Source organism: Embleya sp. NPDC008237 (assembly GCF_042956465.1).
GTDB lineage: Bacteria > Actinomycetota > Actinomycetes > Streptomycetales > Streptomycetaceae > Embleya.
Window position 1 is genome coordinate 533,526 of the sequence record NZ_JBIBGL010000001.1, and the last position, 18,615, is coordinate 552,140.

The 18,615-nt window shown below is 71.0% G+C and carries 21 protein-coding genes; 10 read left to right on the plus strand and 11 right to left on the minus strand.

What is annotated here, in order from left to right:
- The first annotated feature begins 117 nt into the window (after positions 1-117).
- A complete protein-coding gene (locus ACFZBU_RS02145) occupies positions 118-882 on the plus strand; it encodes a rhomboid-like protein (RefSeq protein WP_391581521.1) in 765 nt (254 codons plus the stop codon).
- On the opposite strand, the gene ACFZBU_RS02150 is transcribed toward ACFZBU_RS02145, so the two are convergent.
- Entirely contained in the window at positions 873-1,349 is a 477-nt protein-coding gene (locus ACFZBU_RS02150; protein WP_391581522.1) for a hypothetical protein, read from the minus strand. The two genes, ACFZBU_RS02145 and ACFZBU_RS02150, sit on opposite strands and share 10 nt — an antisense overlap.
- 295 nt (positions 1,350-1,644) lie before the next feature.
- Between ACFZBU_RS02150 and ACFZBU_RS02155 the strand changes: the two genes are divergently transcribed.
- The 3 genes from ACFZBU_RS02155 (at position 1,645) to ACFZBU_RS02165 (ending at position 5,254) form a co-directional block, all read left to right on the plus strand.
- Positions 1,645-1,848 (plus strand): cold-shock protein, encoded by a 204-nt coding sequence (locus ACFZBU_RS02155; protein WP_020554660.1) that lies wholly within the window; start codon positions 1,645-1,647, stop codon positions 1,846-1,848.
- Positions 1,849-2,227: 379 nt separating this feature from the next.
- Entirely contained in the window at positions 2,228-3,796 is a 1,569-nt protein-coding gene (locus ACFZBU_RS02160) for a DEAD/DEAH box helicase (RefSeq protein ID WP_391581523.1), read from the plus strand.
- Positions 3,797-4,012: 216 nt separating this feature from the next.
- The gene (locus tag ACFZBU_RS02165) at positions 4,013-5,254 is read left to right on the plus strand and encodes an Ig-like domain-containing protein (protein WP_391581524.1); all 1,242 of its coding nucleotides are present in this window, start codon (positions 4,013-4,015) and stop codon (positions 5,252-5,254) included.
- Between the two features lie 63 nt (positions 5,255-5,317).
- On the opposite strand, the gene ACFZBU_RS02170 is transcribed toward ACFZBU_RS02165, so the two are convergent.
- Positions 5,318-6,163 (minus strand): hypothetical protein, encoded by an 846-nt coding sequence (locus ACFZBU_RS02170; RefSeq protein ID WP_391581525.1) that lies wholly within the window; start codon positions 6,161-6,163, stop codon positions 5,318-5,320.
- Positions 6,160-6,702 (minus strand): RNA polymerase sigma factor, encoded by a 543-nt coding sequence (locus ACFZBU_RS02175; protein WP_391581527.1) that lies wholly within the window; start codon positions 6,700-6,702, stop codon positions 6,160-6,162. Before ACFZBU_RS02175 ends, ACFZBU_RS02170 begins: the two co-directional genes overlap by 4 nt.
- Positions 6,703-7,085: 383 nt before the next feature.
- Between ACFZBU_RS02175 and ACFZBU_RS02180 the strand changes: the two genes are divergently transcribed.
- The 3 genes from ACFZBU_RS02180 to ACFZBU_RS02190 all read left to right on the plus strand — a co-directional run bounded on the left by ACFZBU_RS02180 (position 7,086) and on the right by ACFZBU_RS02190 (position 9,425).
- Positions 7,086-7,541: a tellurite resistance TerB family protein gene (locus tag ACFZBU_RS02180; protein WP_391581528.1), complete on the plus strand. Its 456-nt coding sequence runs from the start codon at positions 7,086-7,088 to the stop codon at positions 7,539-7,541.
- 127 nt (positions 7,542-7,668) lie between these two features.
- Positions 7,669-8,259 (plus strand): hypothetical protein, encoded by a 591-nt coding sequence (locus tag ACFZBU_RS02185; protein ID WP_391581529.1) that lies wholly within the window; start codon positions 7,669-7,671, stop codon positions 8,257-8,259.
- Entirely contained in the window at positions 8,256-9,425 is a 1,170-nt protein-coding gene (locus ACFZBU_RS02190; RefSeq protein WP_391581530.1) for a PrsW family intramembrane metalloprotease, read from the plus strand. Before ACFZBU_RS02185 ends, ACFZBU_RS02190 begins: the two co-directional genes overlap by 4 nt.
- Positions 9,426-9,952: 527 nt before the next feature.
- On the opposite strand, the gene trxA is transcribed toward ACFZBU_RS02190, so the two are convergent.
- Positions 9,953-10,324 carry a thioredoxin gene (gene trxA / locus ACFZBU_RS02195; protein WP_360310316.1) on the minus strand — a complete coding sequence of 124 codons (372 nt, stop codon included), beginning with the start codon at positions 10,322-10,324 and terminating at the stop codon, positions 9,953-9,955.
- Between the two features lie 252 nt (positions 10,325-10,576).
- Here trxA and ACFZBU_RS02200 point away from each other — a divergent pair, with 252 nt between their 5' ends.
- A complete protein-coding gene (locus tag ACFZBU_RS02200; protein ID WP_020554669.1) occupies positions 10,577-10,837 on the plus strand; it encodes a hypothetical protein in 261 nt (86 codons plus the stop codon).
- Between the two features lie 108 nt (positions 10,838-10,945).
- Here the strand turns inward: ACFZBU_RS02200 and ACFZBU_RS02205 are convergent, their stop codons facing one another.
- The 4 genes from ACFZBU_RS02205 to ACFZBU_RS02220 all read right to left on the minus strand — a co-directional run bounded on the left by ACFZBU_RS02205 (position 10,946) and on the right by ACFZBU_RS02220 (position 13,692).
- Positions 10,946-11,809: a hypothetical protein gene (locus ACFZBU_RS02205; protein WP_391581531.1), complete on the minus strand. Its 864-nt coding sequence runs from the start codon at positions 11,807-11,809 to the stop codon at positions 10,946-10,948.
- A gap of 124 nt (positions 11,810-11,933) precedes the next feature.
- Entirely contained in the window at positions 11,934-12,746 is an 813-nt protein-coding gene (locus ACFZBU_RS02210; protein ID WP_391581533.1) for a serine hydrolase domain-containing protein, read from the minus strand.
- An 11-nt stretch (positions 12,747-12,757) separates the two neighbouring features.
- Entirely contained in the window at positions 12,758-13,291 is a 534-nt protein-coding gene (locus ACFZBU_RS02215; RefSeq protein ID WP_391581535.1) for a hypothetical protein, read from the minus strand.
- 95 nt (positions 13,292-13,386) lie between these two features.
- Entirely contained in the window at positions 13,387-13,692 is a 306-nt protein-coding gene (locus ACFZBU_RS02220; RefSeq protein ID WP_391581536.1) for a GNAT family N-acetyltransferase, read from the minus strand.
- A 220-nt stretch (positions 13,693-13,912) separates the two neighbouring features.
- On the opposite strand from ACFZBU_RS02220, the gene ACFZBU_RS02225 reads away from it, so the two are divergent.
- Positions 13,913-14,734, plus strand: coding sequence for an SDR family NAD(P)-dependent oxidoreductase (locus ACFZBU_RS02225; protein WP_391581537.1), 822 nt, complete (start codon positions 13,913-13,915; stop codon positions 14,732-14,734).
- 216 nt (positions 14,735-14,950) lie between these two features.
- The gene (locus tag ACFZBU_RS02230; RefSeq protein ID WP_391581538.1) at positions 14,951-15,607 is read left to right on the plus strand and encodes a restriction endonuclease; all 657 of its coding nucleotides are present in this window, start codon (positions 14,951-14,953) and stop codon (positions 15,605-15,607) included.
- A 50-nt stretch (positions 15,608-15,657) separates the two neighbouring features.
- Here ACFZBU_RS02230 and ACFZBU_RS02235 read toward each other — a convergent pair whose 3' ends face one another.
- The 3 genes from ACFZBU_RS02235 to ACFZBU_RS02245 all read right to left on the minus strand — a co-directional run bounded on the left by ACFZBU_RS02235 (position 15,658) and on the right by ACFZBU_RS02245 (position 18,596).
- Positions 15,658-15,873, minus strand: coding sequence for a zinc ribbon domain-containing protein (locus tag ACFZBU_RS02235; RefSeq protein WP_391581539.1), 216 nt, complete (start codon positions 15,871-15,873; stop codon positions 15,658-15,660).
- Between the two features lie 21 nt (positions 15,874-15,894).
- Positions 15,895-16,215: an antibiotic biosynthesis monooxygenase family protein gene (locus ACFZBU_RS02240; protein ID WP_391581540.1), complete on the minus strand. Its 321-nt coding sequence runs from the start codon at positions 16,213-16,215 to the stop codon at positions 15,895-15,897.
- Positions 16,216-16,304: 89 nt separating this feature from the next.
- Positions 16,305-18,596: a collagenase gene (locus ACFZBU_RS02245; RefSeq protein WP_391581541.1), complete on the minus strand. Its 2,292-nt coding sequence runs from the start codon at positions 18,594-18,596 to the stop codon at positions 16,305-16,307.
- Positions 18,597-18,615: the final 19 nt, after the last annotated feature.

The following is an 18,615-nucleotide window of genomic DNA, read 5'->3' on the forward strand; positions in this document are numbered from 1 at the left end:
GGTGCCCACCGAATTGTCCGCCGCCCCGGCCCGGGGCCGAGCCGCGGCGACCCGGTCCGTGATGCAGCATGGTGGTTTCGTGCCGCGTCCCCGCGCCGGCCCAAGGAGAGTCGCACCGTGAGTCGGAATCCCACGAGCCATCTGCGCGATCTGGTCGGATACCCGCGACGCAGCCCGGCGACGTTCGCCGTCCTGGTCCTGCTCGCGATCACCGGCGTCGTGGTCGGACGGCTCATGTCCGAGACCGACGCCGATCGGCTCCTGGACGACATCAGCACGAACCTCGACAACCTGCACCATCACCCGTTGCGCGCGATGGCGGGCAGCCTGATGGTCGCGGACGTGCACGGCACCCTGTCCGGCAACGTGCTGACGATCGGGTTCGGGCTCGGCGTGTGCATGGCGTATCTGGAGCAGCGGGTCGGCACACTGCGGGCGGTCGGCGTCACCGTGCTCGGACACGTGGGTGCGACGCTCGTCACAGCGGTGGTGCTGATCGTGGCGATCGACGCCGGGACCTACCCACCGGAAACCCGGTACACGCTCGACTACGGGGTGAGCTACGCCTCGATGGCGGCCATAGCGGCGATCACGCCGCTGCTGCCCGGGCGGCTGCGGCCCTGGTGGGCCCTCGGGTGCCTGCTCTACCCGTTCTCGTCCGTGCGGTGGTACGGCGATCTGCCGGACTTCACCACGATCGGGCACGTCTCGGCGGCGCTGATCGGCCTCGGGTCCGGCTACCTGTTCTCGGGACGGCTGCGGCCGGCGGCGCCGGACGCGGCGCCGGCCGATGCCGCGCTCCCGCCGACCGCGGACCCGCTCCCGGAGGTCGCCGGGAACGGACCGGCGCAGCCGGGCGGGGCGCGTTCGGGTCAGACCTGAACCGGCGGCACCCGCCACTCGATCTGCACGCGCTCCTCCAGCGGCAGTTCCTCCGGGCCGAGTGCCACGTGGTCGATGACGTAGCGGAAGAGCAGCACCACGGCGTCGGACTCCATGTCCGGCAGGGTCTCCCGGGTGGCCCCGAGCACGTCCAGGAGCAGGACCGGGTCGGACTCCAACTCTTCGATCTCCTCGGCCAGTTCGGCATCGAGGTCGTCACCGGCGGCCAGCGCCGCGATGGACCGGGCGACGAAGGCCGGTTCGGACTCCAGGCGGACCAGCACCTGCTCGGTGACGAACGCGTCGAGCAGATCGGCGTCGATGTCGATGCCGCCGCCGGAGCACCCGCACCCGTCGCCGCAGCCGCCGCCGGCGCTGACGTCCTCCAGGGTGAGGGGGTTGCCGATGGTGGAGAGGGAGATCGGCTGGGCCGAGTCGTCGGACGCGGGGAAGTCGGAGGAGGACACGCGAACCCTTCGGGAGGCTGGGAGATCGGCCGGGGGACCGGCGCAGCGTCCATGGTCGCACCCGGTGTCCGGGCATGCGGCCGGCACAAGATCGAGAGGATCCCGCCGGCCGGGTCGTCCGGCGTGCTAACGTTAATTGCTGCTGTGGTTCCCATGGAATTTTCTGTGCGCCTGCTGGTTGTAGCCAACAGGTGCACTTTTGTTTTTCCGGTGTCCAACTCCGGGCGGGGTAATCAGCAACGATTCGGGTTTCGCAGGGTGCGAGATCCCGGTACTGCCCCGAAGGGGAAGATACGTGGCTACTGGCACCGTGAAGTGGTTCAACGGCGAAAAGGGCTTCGGCTTCATCGAGCAGGACGGTGGCGGCCCCGACGTCTTCGCCCACTACTCGAACATCAACGCTCAGGGCTTCCGTGAGCTGCAGGAGGGCCAGAAGGTCTCCTTCGACGTCACGCAGGGCCAGAAGGGCCCGCAGGCGGAGAACATCAACATCGTCTGACCTGTCTCATGGGCGTGGCCTCGGCCGCGCAGCGAGGGCCCGCGCCGCAAGGTGCGGGCCCTTCCCGTGGCCGGCGGCCCCCTCCGGGGCGGCGGTCCTTCCGACCGGGAAGGCCACGGTGCACCACCCCCGGCGGACGCTCCATGTCCGCCGATCAGGACCCTGCCCGACGCGACCTCGTCGCGCGGCCTCGCACGGTCCGGCACATCGGCCGCCGCTCTTCGGCAGGCGCCCGACCGTTGCGCACTATCTCGACGCGAGTGACCCGAGTCACCACGTCGGTTCTTTTTCAGCTAGTCCGGCTCGTTCTTGCGACTCCTTGTGCGGCGTCATGCCGCGGAGACGTCCTCGATACGCGCCGCATCGAGGAAGGTTCTCCATGAATCGCACCCCCCGTTCCAACGACCGATACAGCCGCACCGGCGGCAGCGCCTCCGGCCGCGGTGGCGGCTACGGCGGTGGCTCCGGCGGCGGCCGCGGCCGTGGCGGCGCCCCGTCGGGCAACCGTCGCAAGCCGATGACCGCGGGTCCCGTGGCCGAGTTCGCGCTGCCGGTCAGCACCACGCCGTCGCTGCCCGCGGTGGACGCGTTCGCCGAGCTGGACATGCCCAAGCCGCTGCTGTCCGCGCTCACCCGTCAGGGTGTCACCGAGCCGTTCCCGATCCAGGCGGCCACGCTGCCCAACGCGCTGGTCGGCCGGGACGTGCTCGGTCGCGGTCGGACCGGCTCGGGCAAGACGCTCGCGTTCGGCCTCGCGCTGCTCGCCCGGATCGCCGGTCGGCGGGCCGAGAGCAAGCAGCCGCTCGCCCTGGTCCTGGTGCCCACCCGCGAACTCGCACAGCAGGTCACCGACGCGCTGATGCCGTACGCCAACTCGGTCCAGCTGCGGATGACCACGGTCGTCGGCGGCATGTCGATCGGCCGTCAGGCCAGCTCGCTGCGCAACGGCGCCGAGGTCGTGGTGGCCACCCCGGGCCGCCTCAAGGACCTGATCGACCGCGGCGACGCGCGACTGGACGCGGTCGGCATCACGGTGCTCGACGAGGCCGACCAGATGGCCGACATGGGCTTCATGCCGCAGGTCACCGCGCTGCTCGACCAGGTGCAGCCGGACGGCCAGCGGATGTTGTTCTCGGCCACGCTCGACCGCAACGTCGACCGCCTGGTCAAGCGCTTCCTGTCCGACCCGGTCGTGCACTCGGTCGACCCCTCGCAGGGCGCGGTCACCACGATGGAGCACCACGTGCTGCACGTGACCGAGGCCGACAAGCACACCGCCGCGACGCACATCGCGGCGCGTGAGGGCCGGGTGATCATGTTCATGGACACCAAGCACGCGGTGGACCGGCTCACCCGCCAGATGTTGCAGAGCGGCGTCCGCGCCGCGGCGCTGCACGGCGGCAAGTCCCAGCCGCAGCGCACCCGCACTCTGGAGCAGTTCAAGAGCGGGCACGTCACCGCGCTGATCGCGACCAACGTCGCCGCGCGCGGGATCCACGTGGACGGTCTGGACCTGGTCGTCAACATCGACCCGCCGACCGACCACAAGGACTACCTGCACCGCGGCGGTCGTACCGCCCGCGCCGGCGAGTCGGGCAGCGTCGTGACGCTGGTCACGCCGAACCAGCGCCGGGAGATGGCCCGCCTGATGATGATCGCCGGCATCGAGGCGTCGACCATCCAGGTCCGCTCGGGCGACGAGGAGCTCACCCGCGTCACCGGTGCGCAGGTGCCCTCGGGCATCCCGGTCGTGATCTCCTCGCCGGTCTCCGAGACCCCGCGTCGCGGTGGCTCGGCCGGTGGCCGTGGTCGCGGTCGTCGTCCCGGTCAGGGTGGCGGCAGCGGTACCGGACGTCGTCCGTCCACCGCGGCCGGTGCCTCCTCGGCCCGTACCGGTGGTTCCGCCGCCGGCGGCGGCGCCCCGCGCCGGCGTACCGCCGCCGCGTAGCCGGCACCCGCCGGTCGATCGGCGGGCCGGCCTGCGCACGATCGGCAACTCCGAAGCCGCGTCCGGGAATTTCCCGGGCGCGGCTTCGTGTCGTGTCGGGGGATCGGTTGCGTCGCAGCGGTGTCGACACCGTCACATCGCCCACGGGCATGGGGAATTGATCCGCATTGTTACTGTTGAACGATCCCCGGTCGTCCAAGTTCGTGAGGTCCGCACGTGCGAAAGCCCCTGATATCCGGCTCCCGCAAGGGAATTCGCGTGGTCGCGCTGCCGCTTGCCGCGGCTGCCGTACTGCTCACGGGGTGCGGCTCGGGAGGGTCCGACAAGGCGACGAAGTCGGATGCGGCGCAGGCGAAGCCGGGCTCGGGCGAAAATGAGGCGAAGGACACACCGGCGCGGGTGAGCGTGGATCCGGTGGACGGCACCCAGGGGGTCGTGCCGGGCAAGCCGATCACGGTGACCGCGGACTCCGGAACGCTGGGATCGGTGCGGGTCGTGGACGCGCAGAACCGGGCGATCGAGGGCACGGTGGCGCCGGACGGGCGTACCTGGACCTCGACCACGCGGACCGTGCCGGGCGCGGCCTACACGGTGACCGTGACCACGCGTGACAAGAAGGGTGTGGAGACCGCCTCGGCCACCAGCAGGTTCGGCACGCTCAAGGCCGACATCGTGAACAAGGTCACGCTGCGGCCGGCCAACGGCGGCACCTTCGGCGTCGGCCAGCCGGTGTCGATCATGTTCGACCACGCGGTCAAGGACAAGGCCGAGGTCGAGCGCAACCTCAAGGTCACCACGACCCCGAACGTCGAGGGCTCGTGGGGCTGGACCAAGGACCAGTCCGGCAAGGACCGGGTCGACTGGCGGCCCCGCGAGTTCTGGCCGAGCGGCACCAGGATCACCCTGAACGCGAACCTGGCGGGGGTGGCCGGCGCCCCGGGCGCGTACTTCACCCGCGACTACGAGAGCACCTTCACGGTCGGCACGAACCGGGTCGTCGAGGTGGACGTCCCCAAGCACCGGCTGACCGTGATCGAGGACGGCGTGGCGGTCAAGACGATCAAGATGTCGGCCGGTTCGAGCGAGTTCCCCACCCGCGGCGGCACACACGTGATCCTGAACAAGAACGCCAAGGAAACCCTCGACTCGACCACGGTCGGCCTCGGGGACAGCTACAACCTCCCGGACGTCCCGTGGGTGGTGCACTTCACCTCCTCCGGCACCTTCTTCCACTCGGCCGCGTGGAACACCGCCAACATCGGCGTCGCGAACACCAGCCACGGCTGCGTCGGGATGACCGTCGCGGACGCCGAGTGGTTCTACAACCGGGTCCAGGTCGGTGACCCGGTCGTGGTCAAGGGCTCGACGAACACCGAGGCCACCGAACCCGGCAACGGCTTCGGCAACTGGCAACTGAGCTACGCCCAGTGGAAGGCAAAGAGCGCCCTGACGAGCTGAGCCGCGCACACCGGGGCCGGCCGTACCGACCGGCCCCGGGCACAGCCCCACCGGGGCGGGGTTCTACTTTTCGGATGTCCGGCCGGTGGCCTCGGGCAGCGGGGTGGTCCCGGACGGGAAAGGGTCTTCGGTCAGGATCGCCTCGTCCATCAGGGCCGGGCCGACCTCGGCGGTCAGCGGGTATTCCGGATCGGCCGCGACCATCTCGGTGGCGATCCACCCCAGCACATGGCCGCGAATGGTGGTCACCACCGTTCCGCGCTTGCCGTCACCGGTCCAGGACCAGACATCCGTGCCGGGCACGTTGCTCGGTACGTGGGTCAGGCACGATGCCGCCGCGACCTGCCATGAGGCGTAGATCTGCTGCGCGTTGGCCTCGGTGGTTCGCGGACTCACATTCGAGAAGTACGTGCTGGTCACCAAAGTCTTGACGTGACTGCCGGCCGCAGTGGCGTGTTGGCTCAGCGTCGCGCCGCCGGCGTATTGCAGCGAGGTGGACGCACACGGACCGAAGAGCTTGGCCTGGGTGTCGAGGGACTGCATCAGCGGCATCCCGGTCCGGGTCGACCACTCCACGCCGGCCGCGGTGGGCAGGTACGACGCGTTCATCAGACCGATCCGCTCGGTCCCGTCGGGCGGTGCCGTCACGCCGGACGGTACCCCGGACGGCATTCCGGCCGCCGTCCCCATCCGCTCCTGCCGCGCCTCGTCCGGCTGACTCACCCAGACCCCTCCGGCGACCACACACGCGGTCAGCGCGCCGGCCCCCGTGATCCGGATCCGGTTGCGCCGGCGCGTGCCGCGCGTGCGGACGCGTTCCGGCGCGGCCAGGGTAGCCGCCGTCTCGGCGCCGCCCGCCAACTCGCGCAACCGGTCGATCAGGATGTCCTCGTGCTTGTGCTCGCTCATGCCTTCGCCGTCTCCCTCGTCATCGAGTCCGCCCCGGTCGTCTCGACCAGGTGGTGTTGCAGGTCCGCACGGGCGCGGGTCAACCGCGTGCGCAGCGCGCCCTCGCTGATCCCCAGCTCGGCCGCCACCTCGGCACCGGTGAGGTCGCACAGGTGGAACAGCACGATCGCCTCGCGCCGGCCGGATGACAGCCGGCGCAGCGCCGCGACCAGCGCGACGTGATCCGCCGAGATCGCCGGCGCGGGTGACGCTTCGCCGTGCCGGAAGTGCGCACGCATACGGTTGCGCGCGCGCCGCCAGTTCCCGACCGCGATCCGCCGGGCGACGACGCGGATCCAGCCGGTCGGATCCCCGGAGGCGGTGAGTGTGGCCCAGCGCGTCCAGGCTCGGGAGTAGGCCTCCTGGACGGCGTCCTCCGCGTCCGCGAGATTGCCGGTCAGGGCGTAGACCACGCCGGTCATACGTTGTGCGGTGGCCAGATAGAAGGCGTCGAACTCGGCTCTTCGCTCGGCATCCGCCGTGCTGTCGGTTCTCGGCATGTCCTTCGGATGCCTCCGTTCTCGTCGCGCCTCGTGTTCGTCGGTTCGGCACAAACACGCCCGGGCGAGGACGGGTGTTACAGGGGCGGCCGAATTCTTTTCGACGGCGGTCTCGGAAGCCGGGCAACAGCGGGGATTTCGGGTGATCGTATTGTTCGGGGCGGGAGAACGGGCGGGCGTACCGGCCGATGAGTCCCCGTACGCCACGACAACGCGCGGTGTGTGAACGGAGCACCGGTCCGACCGGGTGCGACCGATCGGACCCGAGGCGCCGGTGATTGCCGAATGGATTCTGCAGGTGTTGTCGGGGAGAGGTATCTTCTACGGGTCTGTAGATAAACGGCTCGAAGCGTGCGTGCGTGTGCGCGGGACAGGGGACCTCGATGGCTCTGTGGGACAAGTTCAAGCAGTCGGCCCAGACGATGCAGGGACAGTTGGAGGCGAAGAAGAACGAGCTGAAGAGCGGCGGCTTCCGGGACGCGAGCATGGCGATCTGCGCGCTGGTGGCCGCGGCCGACGGCTCGATCGACCCGGCCGAGCGGCAGCGCGTCACCGCGCTGATCACCACCAACGACGTGCTGCGCAACTTCGCCGCGAGCGACCTGGAGCAGCGCTTCGAGGCCTACCTGGCCAAGCTCACCGCCGACTTCGAGCTGGGCAAGGTGTCCCTGCTCCAGGACATCGGCAAGGTCAAGAAGAAGCCGACCGAGGCGCGCGCGGTGATCCAGATCGGCATCGTCATCGGCGGCGCCGACGGCCACTTCGACAAGACCGAGCAGGCCGTCGTGCGGGACGCGTGCTTCGCACTCGACCTCGCGCCGGTCGAGTTCGGCCTCTGACCCCGGTCGGGTTCGACGGCAGGGCGTAACCACCCCGGCGGTTCGGCCAACCCTTTCGAGGGACCGATTCCGCCCGACGGCCGATGTTCGTCGGGCGGAATCCCGGGGTTCGTCGGACGTTGGAGACATGACCGACGCCCGCATCCGCTCCGGGCCGCGGCGGGCTCGTTGGTGGGGGCCGCTTGCGGTTGCCGCCGTCTTGGTGCTGCTCGCCGGCGGGTGGCCGCTGATCGGGTCGTGGATCGCCGGCGACGAGCGGGTCACGGCGGGCACGGTGTTCCGGGTCGGGCCGGACGAGCACCATCGCGCCTGGTTCCGGGTCGGCTCCGGGTGGACGCTGGACCAGGCGGCGACCACCCCCTCGCGGGTGTTCGTGCTGCGGCACGGCGACGTCGACCTGTCGATCGCGTACATCTCGCTGCCTCGGAGCGACGACGCGGCCGCGTTGTGGAGCGGGCTGCGCGAGACGGTCCGGGTCGCCGACCGGCACGCCCGGCTCGGCCCGCCGGGGCCGGTGGTCGCCGACGCCGGCGCGCAGGGCATGGCCGGCACGCTGACCCGGGGCGGTGACACCGGACGGGCGGTGATCTATCCGGGCCCCGACGACGCGTTCGCGATCCGGCTGATCGCGCTCGCGCCGCCGGACAGCACCGATCCGGAATGGCTGCCGGTACGGGACGTGATGCGGTCGCTGACGTTCACCGAGGCGGCGGCGTGAGCGCTGTCGGGGTCCGGCCGGCCGGCGAGCGCCTCGCACCGGTCGCCGCGACGGTGGCACTGCTCGCGTGCCTGTTCGGCCTCGGTGTAATCGCCTACGAATACCGGGACGTGGTCCGGGTGTTCCCGGCGGCGGCCGCGCTCGCGGGCTTTCTGCTCCTGCTCACCCTCGGCGTCGGCTACCTGCTGCCCCGCCGGATCCGCCCGGTCGTGGCGCCCGCGCACGCGACCTCGCTGATGTGTGTCGGCTGGGGGATGACCGCCGCGACCGGCTGCGCGATCCTGGCCAACAGCGGGCTCGGCGGGATCTGGGCGAAGACCCGGGGCGTGGACTTCGCCGACAGGTGGGGCGCCGCGTCGACCGCGCCGTTCAACGAGGAGACGCTCAAGGTGTGCGGTGTGCTCATACTCGCGCTGATCGCCTCGCGCGCGATCCGCGCGCCGATCGACGGCTGGGTGTACGGAGCCCTGGTCGGCCTGGGCTTCCAGGCGGTGGAGAACCTGCTGTACGCGCTGAACACCATCCTGCTGGACGGCGCGACCGATCCCGGTGCGTCGGTGGACGCGTCGTTCGCGGCCCGGGTGGGGATCACCGGGTGGGGTTCGCACTGGGCGATGAGTGCGGTGGCCGGCACCGGTGTCGGTTACCTGGTCGCCCGCGACGGTCGGCCGCCGGCTCGACGGGTGGCGGTCGCGCTCGGTTGCTGGGTGACGGCGATGGGGATGCACTGGTTCTTCAACGCGCCGTTCCTACCCGGGTGGCGCGGCATCGTGAAGGTCGCGGTGAACCTCGCGATCGCCCTGTTGGTCTACCGAACCGCGCGTCGGCACTACCTGGCCCGGTTCCGGGAGGTGGCCGCGGAGGAGGCGGCAACCGGTGCGATCCGGCCGGAGGAAGCCGCGTTGTTGCCGCGCCGACACGGCCGCCGACAGGCTCGCGGCGGCCCGCGTCCGCGACCGGCACGGGTGCTGATCCGGGAGATCGAGGATGCCCAACTCGCCCTCGTGGCCGCCCGAATCCCACGCGCCGACCCGCGGTCCCGGACATCGGCCGAGCGCCTGCGGGAGGAGATCGCCACACTGCGGGCACATCTGCGCGGAGGCCGAGTCGCATCCCCGGGCCGATCGGCAGCCGATCCGGGAGGGCCGCCGGCGCCGAGGTGGTGACCGGTCGCCCGTCCGTCGCGCAGCCGGAGCGGGCCGGGGCGCCGGCGCGGTGTCGGGTCGGCGGACCGGTTGCCGCGTGGCGTGGCGGCGGTTGCGGGAGGTGTCCGTGGTGCGTGTGGCCCCACCGGCGGCGCCGTGCCCGATGTGCTCGTCCGGTTCGCGGCCATCGGCCGGTATCCGGCAATTTTGCAAGTTTGCGGCAGTGGAGTTCTACTTGAAGGAACGAGAGGGGTCCACAACGGATAGACGCGGAGGAGCGGTCGAGGTCGGGCCGTGCACCGCGCAATCAGGATCCACGAGAAGTGGATGGGCCCCTCTCGACCGCCTCATCGCGGTTGCGCGGCAAGGCGGTTCGGTAACCCGGTTCGGCAACCCGGTTACCTGGAGCAGGCGACACGGAAGCCCGTCGGACCTCGGTCCGACGGGCTTCCGGGCTTTGCGACGAGCTCGCCTGCGACGGGCTTCCGGGCAGTTCGTTCGGGCCCACCCGGGCCCCACGTGCTCAGGCCCGCGCGGAGCGCAAGTGCTCAGCCCTGGGCGGCGATCTTGCGCTTGACCTCGTCCATGTCCAGCCCCTGCGCCTGCTTGATCAGGTCGACGAGCGCCGCCTCCGGGAGCGCGCCCGGCTGCGAGAACACCACGACGCCGTCCCGGACCAGCATCACGGTCGGGATGGACTGGATCGAGAACGCCTGCGCGAGATCGGTTTCCGCCTCGGTGTCCACCTTGGCGAACACCACGTCGGGGGTCGCCTCCGAGACCTTTTCGAAGGTCGGCGCGAAGGACCGGCAGGGTCCGCACCACGATGCCCAGAAGTCGAGCACGGTCAGCCCGTCGCCGGATACGACCTCTTCGAAGTTCTCCTTGGTCAGTGCGACCGTGGCCATGCGTCCTCCCAAACGTTCGTGCCCCGTGCTGTCTGTCCGTGTCTACGTGCCTGACAACAGGTGCGGGGTCGCGGGCATTCCTGGACTCCTTCCCCGGCCCGTTCGAGCGACTCCCGGACCGCGGCACGAGTCGAGGCCCGGGTGGTCCGGGGCCGCCGGCGATTCGACTGTGTACGCCCCGTGATCCCAACAGTCACACCCGCACCATAGGCTTGTTCGGACCGGTGCCGAACGCCGGTTACCGTGCAGCCGAGGAGTCCCGCCATGCGCTACACCCGCCGCAGCGTCGTCAGTCTCGCCCCGGCCGAGCCCGGCTGGGACGTCGAGGTGACCAAGGCCGGCGAAGAGGCCGTTTTGTGCCCCGTCATCGGCTGGGCCATCGTCGTGCTCGACACCAGCGCCGAGGGGTTGACCGAGACCGCGATCGAGCCCGCGTTCGTGTACGACGGTGCCGTGTACACGCCGGCCGAACTGGCGCATTCGATCGGTGAGCTGGACTACCAGATCATCGAACCCGAGGAGTGATCGGGCCGCGACCGAGTGCCGTCCGGTCGCGGTCGGTCGTGGTGCATCGGCTCCCGTCGCACGGTCGGCGGGAGCCGTCGGCATGGATGGGCCCGCGCCCGAATCCGCTCAGCGGGCATGCTCTCGGGCACCCTCGGTCTCGCTCTCGGTCTCGCCCTCGGCGAACCGGGAGAGGGCGATCGCGCCGGCCACGGCCAGTACGAAGCCGATCAGCGCGAGCGGGCCGTACGGGCCGGGCCTGCTGTGGTCGCCGAGGAAGACCAGGCCGACGGCGGCGGGCAGTACGGTCTCGCCGACCACCAGCGCGGCGGCCACCGAGGTGACCACACCGCCCTGGAGCGCGACCGTGTACAGCAGGAAGGTCAGCGCGGCGCCCAGGAGCAGTGCGTAGGCGGCCGGGTCGCGGATCAGCGCGGACGGGGACAGGTCGGTGAGCACGCGCGTGGCCAGGGCGATCAGGCCGAATCCGAGTCCGGAGAGCAGGCCGAGCAGGCGGGAGCGCCAAGGCTCGCGCGTACCCGCACAGCGCCGGCCGGCCAGGCCGAGCAGCGCCACGCAGCCCAGGAGCGACCAGCGGAACGCGGCGTGGGTGTGGACGGGTCCCTCGTGCCCCGCGGAGACGCCGAGCAGGGCCAGGCCCGCGCAGACGGCGGCGACCGCGCCCCACTCGCGGCCGTGCAGCCGGGCGCCCAGGACCGGGACGGCCAGCACCGCGGTGACCGCGAGGTTGGCCGACTGGGCGGCCTCGACGGCGAAGATCGGCAGCTCGCGCAGCGCGACGAACTGGCAGACGTACCCGGCCAGATCCAGTCCGGTGCCGAGCACGAAGGGCCACTGGCCCAGGGCCCGGACCAAGACCCTGGGGTCGAGCCCGCTCGCGCTCGCGGTGCGCCGCGCGCCCAGGGCCTGGAGCACGGTCGCGACGCCGTAACAGAGCGCGGCGGCCAGTGCCGCGAGCACGGAGAACAACACGGTTCGACGGTATGCGCCGCCGACGCCGCGGCGGCGCAGGACCGGCGGGGCGAAGGGGTGACTCGGCGCGCGGCGCCCGGAACGAACTGCCGCTCCGCGCCGCCCGATTGGCCGAATCCGCGGATCAGCGCAGTTCGGCGACCACCGCGTCGTTCAGCACCGGCCACACCTCGGCGGCCCATGGGCCGAACTCGCGGTCGGTCAGGCACACGCAGGCCGCGTCCAGCTCCGGGTCCACCCACAGGAACGTGCCGCACGCGCCGAAGTGGCCGTATGTCGCGGGCGAGTTGGTGGTCCCGGTCCAGTGCGGCGACTTGCTGCCGCGGATCTCGAAGCCCAGACCCCAGTCGTTGGGCCGCCGGGTGCCGTAGCCCGGGAGCACGCCGTCCAGGCCGGGGAAGACCACGCCGGTGGCCTCGGCCACGGTCTCCGGTGCGAGCAGGCGCGGTGCGAGCAGCTCGGCCGCGAATCGGCTCAGGTCGCGCACGGTGGACACGCCGCCGGCCGCGGGGGAGTCGCCGATGGTGGTCTCGGTCATGCCCAGCGGCGCGAAGACCGCCTGGCGGACGTACTCGCCGAAGGGGATGTCGCACGCCTTCTCGATGGTGGCCCCGAGCAGGTTGAAGCCGGTGTTCGAGTAGATCCGCTTGCGACCGGGCGCGGCGAGTACGCGGTCCTCGTCGAAGGCCAGACCCGAGGTGTGCGCCTGGAGATGGCGGATCGTGGATCCGGGCGGTCCCGCCGCGTCCCCGGGTTCGATCGCGCCCTCCTCGATCGCGGCGAGCGCCGCGTACGCGGTGAGCAACTTGGTCACCGAGGCGAGTCGGAACGGCTCGTCCACCGGGCCGTGCTCGCCCTTGATCACCCCGTCCCGGGTGATCACGGCGGCGGCGGCCTTCCCGACGGGCCAGGTGTCGATCATGCGCAGGCTGTTCACGGGAGTCGAGCCTACGGTGAGGCCACGCGGGCGCCCAACCGAGGGAGCAGATCGTGCATCAGCGCGGCCAGTTCGTGCGCACACGCGACGAAATCGGCGACCTCGCCGCCGCCGGGGTCGACCACGTCCTCCCAGTCCGGTTCGAGTTCGACCGATCCGAGATCGAGCCCGGCGAGCCGGCGGGCCAGGGGTTCGTCGGTCGGGCCGGCGGCGGGCAGGTCGCGGACGAGGCGTTTGAGCGTCGCGGTGCGGGCCGCGCCGTGCGGGTGGTGTCGGCGGATGTACCGGACGTGCTGGTACTCCTGGACGACCACCAGGTCGGCGGCGGCCACGTGTGCGTCGGTGAGCTGGGTGCTGCGGTGTCCGGGCGCCCGGAGGCCGAGCTCGGTCAGAGCGCTGCGGGTGCGCCAACTGATCGGCAGGCCCTCGACCACGAAGGTGCCGGCGGTGGCCACGGACCACTCGGGCCGGGCGGCCCGGGTCAGCTCGCCCGCGATCACCGAGCGGGTGGCGTTGCCGGTGCACACGAACAAAAGCGAGGTCATCCGGACATCATGGCCCCGGCCTCGGGCGGGCCGACTCCGGGGCGGTGCCGGTTCCGCGGGGCGCGTGTGCGGTCGGGCCGGGGCCGTTCGCAGGGTCAGTCCGTGACCTTGCTCGGCGGGGCGTCGTAGACGAGGTCGAAGTAGTCGGGGTGCTTGCCGATCCACGCCTTGACGAACGGGCACAGCGGCAGGACCTTGCGCTCGCCGGCGCGCACCCGGTCGAGCGCTCCGCGGACGAGCGCACCGCCGACGCCCTTGCCCTCGAACCTCGTGTCCACCTCGGTGTGGGTGAACACGATCAGGGTGTCGGTGAGCATGTACTCGGCGAAGCCGGCCAGGTCGCCGTCGACCCGGGCCTCGAAGCGGTTCTGTGCGGGAACGTCCTCGACCGCGATGTCCATGTGATCCCCTCGAATCGGTGTGAGGTCGGCCGATGCCGACCGGACACTCTCTCGTATCCATTCGAACGCATCACGGGGTGGGTCGCGATCCGGGGCGGCGCCGCCCGCGGCTCGACCCGGATGATCGTTCATTCCCCGTTCCGCCGTTGACCTCGCGAGCGAGCTGGGGGAGCATGCGCAGATCTGACGCATCGTCACATTCGCCGAGGAGGCACCACCCATGCTCGATCCCGAACCCCTCGCCGGTCAGGTCGCGGTCGTCACCGGAGGCGGCGCGGGCATCGGCGGCGGGGTCTCCCGGCTGCTGGCCCGCGCGGGCGCGCTGGTACTGCTGAACGACATCGACGCGGACTGGGCCGAGCAGGCCCGGGTGGACATCGAGGCGGCCGGCGGGCGGGTGGAGGTGGTGCTCGGCGACATCCGCGAGTCGGCCACCGTGGCCGGGCTGCGCGACGCCGCGCTCGCGGCGGGCGGCGCGGACGTACTCGTGAACAACGTCGGCGACTATCGGCCCTCGACCACCTTCCTGCGCAGCACGGAGGAGGAGTGGCAGGCGCTGCACGCGATCAACTTCGAGCATGTGTTGCGTGTCACGCACGCGGTGTTGCCGCAGATGGTCGAGCGCGGCTCCGGCAGCATCGTGAACGTGTCCACCGTCGAGGCGCTGCGTGGCATCCCGGGCTGCCCCGTCTACTCCGCCTACAATGCGGCGATCATCGCGTTCACCAGGAGTCTCGCGGTGGACGTGGCGCGCAAGGGGGTCCGGGTCAACGCGATCGCACCGGACATGGCGAACACGCCGCAGACGACATACGAGGCCAAATTGCGTGATCGTGACCCCGCGCTGATCGGTTCGTGGGTGCCGATGGCGCGATTCGGCGAACCCGAGGACTACGCGAAGGTTGTGCTCTTCCTGGCGAGTGCCGCATCGTCATATGTGACGGGCCAATTGATTCCGGTGGACGGCGGTACGACCGCCGCGAGCGGTTGGTACGGCAAGGCGGACGGTCGCGGTTGGACCAACCTGCCGGATGGTGCGTGAGCGGCATTTCGTAGGGTGTCCGGTTGTTGTTGGAGTCGGGAACCGGGCAGGTGTCCCGAACGTCGGGACAGCAATAGGGGAACGATGTGTGGCCGGCCGAGTCGGTCGCGCCGATCGGATCGGGACGGCGTGAACGACACCAGTACGACCACGAGCACGACCATGAGAACGATCACGTGTACGACCGGCCAACGCGTCACCGGGGGGACGACGGACATGGCACGTACGACGATGAGGGCCTACCTCAATCTGGCCATCCTGGTCGCCGGGCTCGAACTCCTCGCCGTCGGCATCTGGTTCGTCCTGGAGGGCATCCGGGTGAACCAGTCCGACAACTTGATGGTCGTCTACATCTGCGCCGCGGCGGCGCTGGCCTCGGCGATCTGGCTGGTCGGATACCGGCCGCGGGTCGACGAGTGGACCGAACACTGCGACGACACCGCGCTGCGGGACGCGAAGGCGCGGCTGGACCGGATGGACCCGGCCCGGCTGGCCGAGCACCTGGCGGACCTGTGCGAGCGGGACGGGCTGGCCGAGGTGGAGACGGTGCGGGTCGTCGAGGACGCGTACGCCGTGGACATCCACGCCCGGCGTGGCGACGGGACGCCGGCGGTGCTGCGGTGTCGCAGCGCGGAGGGGCCCGGGCCGGTGGCGGGCGGCGTGGTCGAGGACTTCGTGAGCGCGGTCGCCGTTGCCACGGATGCGGACGCGGACGCGGGTCGGTCGGGGGCGTTGTTGCTCGCGACGACGGCCGGGTGCTTTTCGGCCAAGGCGGCGGCGCTTGCGGCTTCCGCCGGGGTGGTGTTGTTGGACCGGTCGGCGCTCGCGCACTGGGAGTGCGACAAGGAGGTGCCGGCGCCCCTGGCCGCGTAGCGGGCTTGGCCTCATGCGCCGGCCGGGTTGGGTGGCTTTGGTTTGTGGGGTCAGTTGCAGCAGCCGCCGCCGCAGCAGCCCCCGCCTCCGCCGGCGGTGGAGGGGCGGGGGGTGGTGGCGGCGCCGGTTACCGCGACTGTGGAGAGCAGCTTTGTGGTGTCGGCGTGGCCCTGGGGGCAGGTGGCCGGGTCGTTTGCCGCGGACATCGGGCGGTTGAGTTCGAAGGTGAGTCCGCAGGCGCGGCAGCGGTAGTCGTAGCGAGGCATGGTGCTCAGGTTAGTCGGACGTCACGGCTTCGGGCCGGTGCTCTGCACGACCTCGAAGGACCACAGGGCCGAGTCGGTGGACGCCGGCTTCGGCCGCTCGGCGCCGTCGCCCTGTGCGTGGGCGGCCCTCATGTTTCCGTCCATCCACGCCTGGAAGTCGGCCTCGCTGCGCCAGCGGGTGTACACGAGGTACTGATCGGTCCCTGCCACCGGGCGCAGCAGCTCGAACCACTCGAAGCCGTCCTGCGAGTCCACCATCCCGCCGCGCGACGCGAATCGCTGCTCCAGGGTCTCCCGCATCTCGGCGGGCACGGTCAGCGCGTTGATCTTCACCACAGACATGGGACCAGTGTGCCCGACGGTCCGGGCGGGGCATCTGGACGGCCCCCGGGCGCGGGGTGGGCAGCGCTCGGGGGCCGTCGTTCGGGGGGTCAGGGGCGGAGGGGGCCCTCGCAGGAGTAGGTGGAGGTGGCGGCGCGGCCGTTGGACCAGGGCACGGGCGGGGCGAAGTGGCAGTTCATGTCGGCGAGGTTGTCGAGCGCCGCGCCGGCGCGGGTGAGGATGAAGTAGTCGACCGTGGCCGCCATGTCGGTGTGCATCCGGCCGGGGTCGGTCGAGCCGATGTTCGCGGTGATCGAGCCCTTGCAGGTGAAGCGCGGCAGCGCTTCGCGGGTCGCGGTGCACGACGTCGGGTCGTTGGCGGTGGCCCGGCGGAAGACCTGGCGCACGTAGTCCGGTCCGGTCGCCGAGAGCTGCCCGGTCGGGGTGTAGGTCGCCACCGGCACGATCAGGTTGTTCACGTCGGCGATCTGCCGGTCGAGATAGGCGTCGAACTCCGCCTGGAAGGTCGGCCCGCTCACCCGGTTCAGGAAGGCGTCGTAGCCGGCCACGTCATTGGTGCGCAGATGCGTGTACATCTCGGCGAGCAGGTCCGGGTGGTCCCGGCCGAGCATCGAGAAGAACGATCCGGCGTAGGCGTAGTAGCGGAAGAAGTAGCCGTCGTCGTCGTACTTGAAGTGCAGCGTCTCGCGGACCGACGGGCGGCTGCCGTACTTCTGCACGTCCGAGATCACCTTGGTGACCAGCGACTTGCGCAGCTTCACCCCCTGATCGCGGGTGGCGCCCGCCAGGTACTCGGCCATGCCCTCGTCGAAGGCCGTCGTCCGGTTCTCCGCGTACCACGGTCCCTGGCCGAACGAACCGGGCACCGCATAGCGGCCGTTGAGGTAGTGGGTGTACTCGTGCCGGAACAACTCCTCCAATCGGAGCAGGGAATCGCGCGGCACGACGCGCTGGTACGTGTAGAAGGTCGCGCCCTCCTCGATGTACAACCCGCCGTTGTTGGTCGCGTAGCCGTACAGGAACGGCTGGTAGGTGTGGTAGTCGGCCATGCTCGCGTAGAGCCGGACGGTCAGCTTGTGGTTCGGGTCGCCCGCGAGCGGCTGATCGACCCCCACCGTGCGGAAGAACTGCTCCTTGACCTGCTTGGACGCGTAGTACAACTGCTCGACGGTGGCGCGGTCGAGGGACGTGTGCACCTCGATGTCGCCCTGGTCGAAGGTGTATGTGTCGGGGAAGACCGTGGCCTCGACGTCGGCCCGACACACCCCCGCCGCGTGACATCGACCGTAGGTCTCCAGCCAGTGGGCGACCTCGCTCCACGGCACCGAGAAGCGGCCGTACCAGCCCTCGGTGGCGGTGAGCATGGTGCCGAGTCCGGTCACCGTCTCGGCGGTCAGGCTCGGGATCCGGCCCAGCCGGCCGTACTCGTACACGCCGTTGCGCAACAGCCCGGAGGTGCTCGGCGTGTTCAGGTGTCGGTAGCCGACGAACGCCTCGAGCCCGGCGCGGTAGGCGGGATCGGCCTGTACGGCGGCGATGAAGCCCGCGTCGCCGTTGTAGATGCCGTGATAGGCCAGGGTCTGCGCGGAGAGCACCGCCTCCCGTCGGGCCGCGTTCTGCCACGCCGTAGTGCTGCCGTCCAGGTCACGGAACATCCGTGTCAGCAGAGGAAGTTGGTGTTGGCGCACGCCGTCGACGTCGACGCTGATCAGCACTTCGCGCAGCAGCGCGCCCGAGGTGGGGGTGAGGTCGAACGCGTGCGGCCCGGTGCGGAACGCGTCGGCGGCGGCGCTGATCGCGGCCACCGTGGCCGGTCCGCGCAGGTCGATCGCCGGGTTGTCCCAGTCGAGGTAGAGCGCGGCATGCGTGAAGTACCAGAGTTCGTACATGTGCGACGCGTTGGTGCCGTCGTAGCCGGGGGCCAGGGCGGTGATCCGGGCCAGCACCGCCTGGAGGTGAGCCGGCGTCAGCACCCGGCCCAGCTCGGGGGTGTAGGTCCACAGGAAGCCGCGCAGGCAGTCGGGCCCGACGTCGGCACGGGTGAGGAAGTCGGCCAGCGCCTGCGGCGACAGCGCGGAGAACTCGGCAAGGGTGCAGCCGGGCACCGGGGCGGCCGCGGCCCGCGGTTGCGCGGGAAGCCCGAGTGGGAGGTCGGACGGGGACGGACCCCGCCCGGGTGCCTTCGCGTTGCTCCCGTCGACCGGACCCGGACCGCGGTCGGGGTCGGGCGAGAGCGGCGAGCCGATCCGGTCGACCTCGTCGCCCGGATCGGCCGCCGTCGCCGTGTTCGCTTGCCCGACCTGCGAGTTCGTACTCGGGACCGGGCCGGCCGAGGCCGGCGGAGCCACTGCGATCGGCAGTACTCCAACGGCCAGTGCCAAGAGGGGAACGCTTGTGGCA

Excerpts from the sequence above, each read along its gene's own strand:
- ACFZBU_RS02160 (WP_391581523.1), top strand. The coding sequence starts at position 2,228 with ATGAATCGCACCCCCCGTTCCAACGACCGATACAGCCGCACCGGCGGC.
- ACFZBU_RS02170 (WP_391581525.1), bottom strand. The coding sequence starts at position 6,163 with ATGAGCGAGCACAAGCACGAGGACATCCTGATCGACCGGTTGCGCGAG.
- ACFZBU_RS02175 (WP_391581527.1), bottom strand. The coding sequence starts at position 6,702 with ATGCCGAGAACCGACAGCACGGCGGATGCCGAGCGAAGAGCCGAGTTC.
- ACFZBU_RS02180 (WP_391581528.1), top strand. The coding sequence starts at position 7,086 with ATGGCTCTGTGGGACAAGTTCAAGCAGTCGGCCCAGACGATGCAGGGA.
- ACFZBU_RS02185 (WP_391581529.1), top strand. The coding sequence starts at position 7,669 with ATGACCGACGCCCGCATCCGCTCCGGGCCGCGGCGGGCTCGTTGGTGG.
- ACFZBU_RS02200 (WP_020554669.1), top strand. The coding sequence starts at position 10,577 with ATGCGCTACACCCGCCGCAGCGTCGTCAGTCTCGCCCCGGCCGAGCCC.
- ACFZBU_RS02215 (WP_391581535.1), bottom strand. The coding sequence starts at position 13,291 with ATGACCTCGCTTTTGTTCGTGTGCACCGGCAACGCCACCCGCTCGGTG.
- ACFZBU_RS02220 (WP_391581536.1), bottom strand. The coding sequence starts at position 13,692 with ATGGACATCGCGGTCGAGGACGTTCCCGCACAGAACCGCTTCGAGGCC.
- ACFZBU_RS02225 (WP_391581537.1), top strand. The coding sequence starts at position 13,913 with ATGCTCGATCCCGAACCCCTCGCCGGTCAGGTCGCGGTCGTCACCGGA.
- ACFZBU_RS02230 (WP_391581538.1), top strand. The coding sequence starts at position 14,951 with ATGGCACGTACGACGATGAGGGCCTACCTCAATCTGGCCATCCTGGTC.
- ACFZBU_RS02235 (WP_391581539.1), bottom strand. The coding sequence starts at position 15,873 with ATGCCTCGCTACGACTACCGCTGCCGCGCCTGCGGACTCACCTTCGAA.
- ACFZBU_RS02240 (WP_391581540.1), bottom strand. The coding sequence starts at position 16,215 with ATGTCTGTGGTGAAGATCAACGCGCTGACCGTGCCCGCCGAGATGCGG.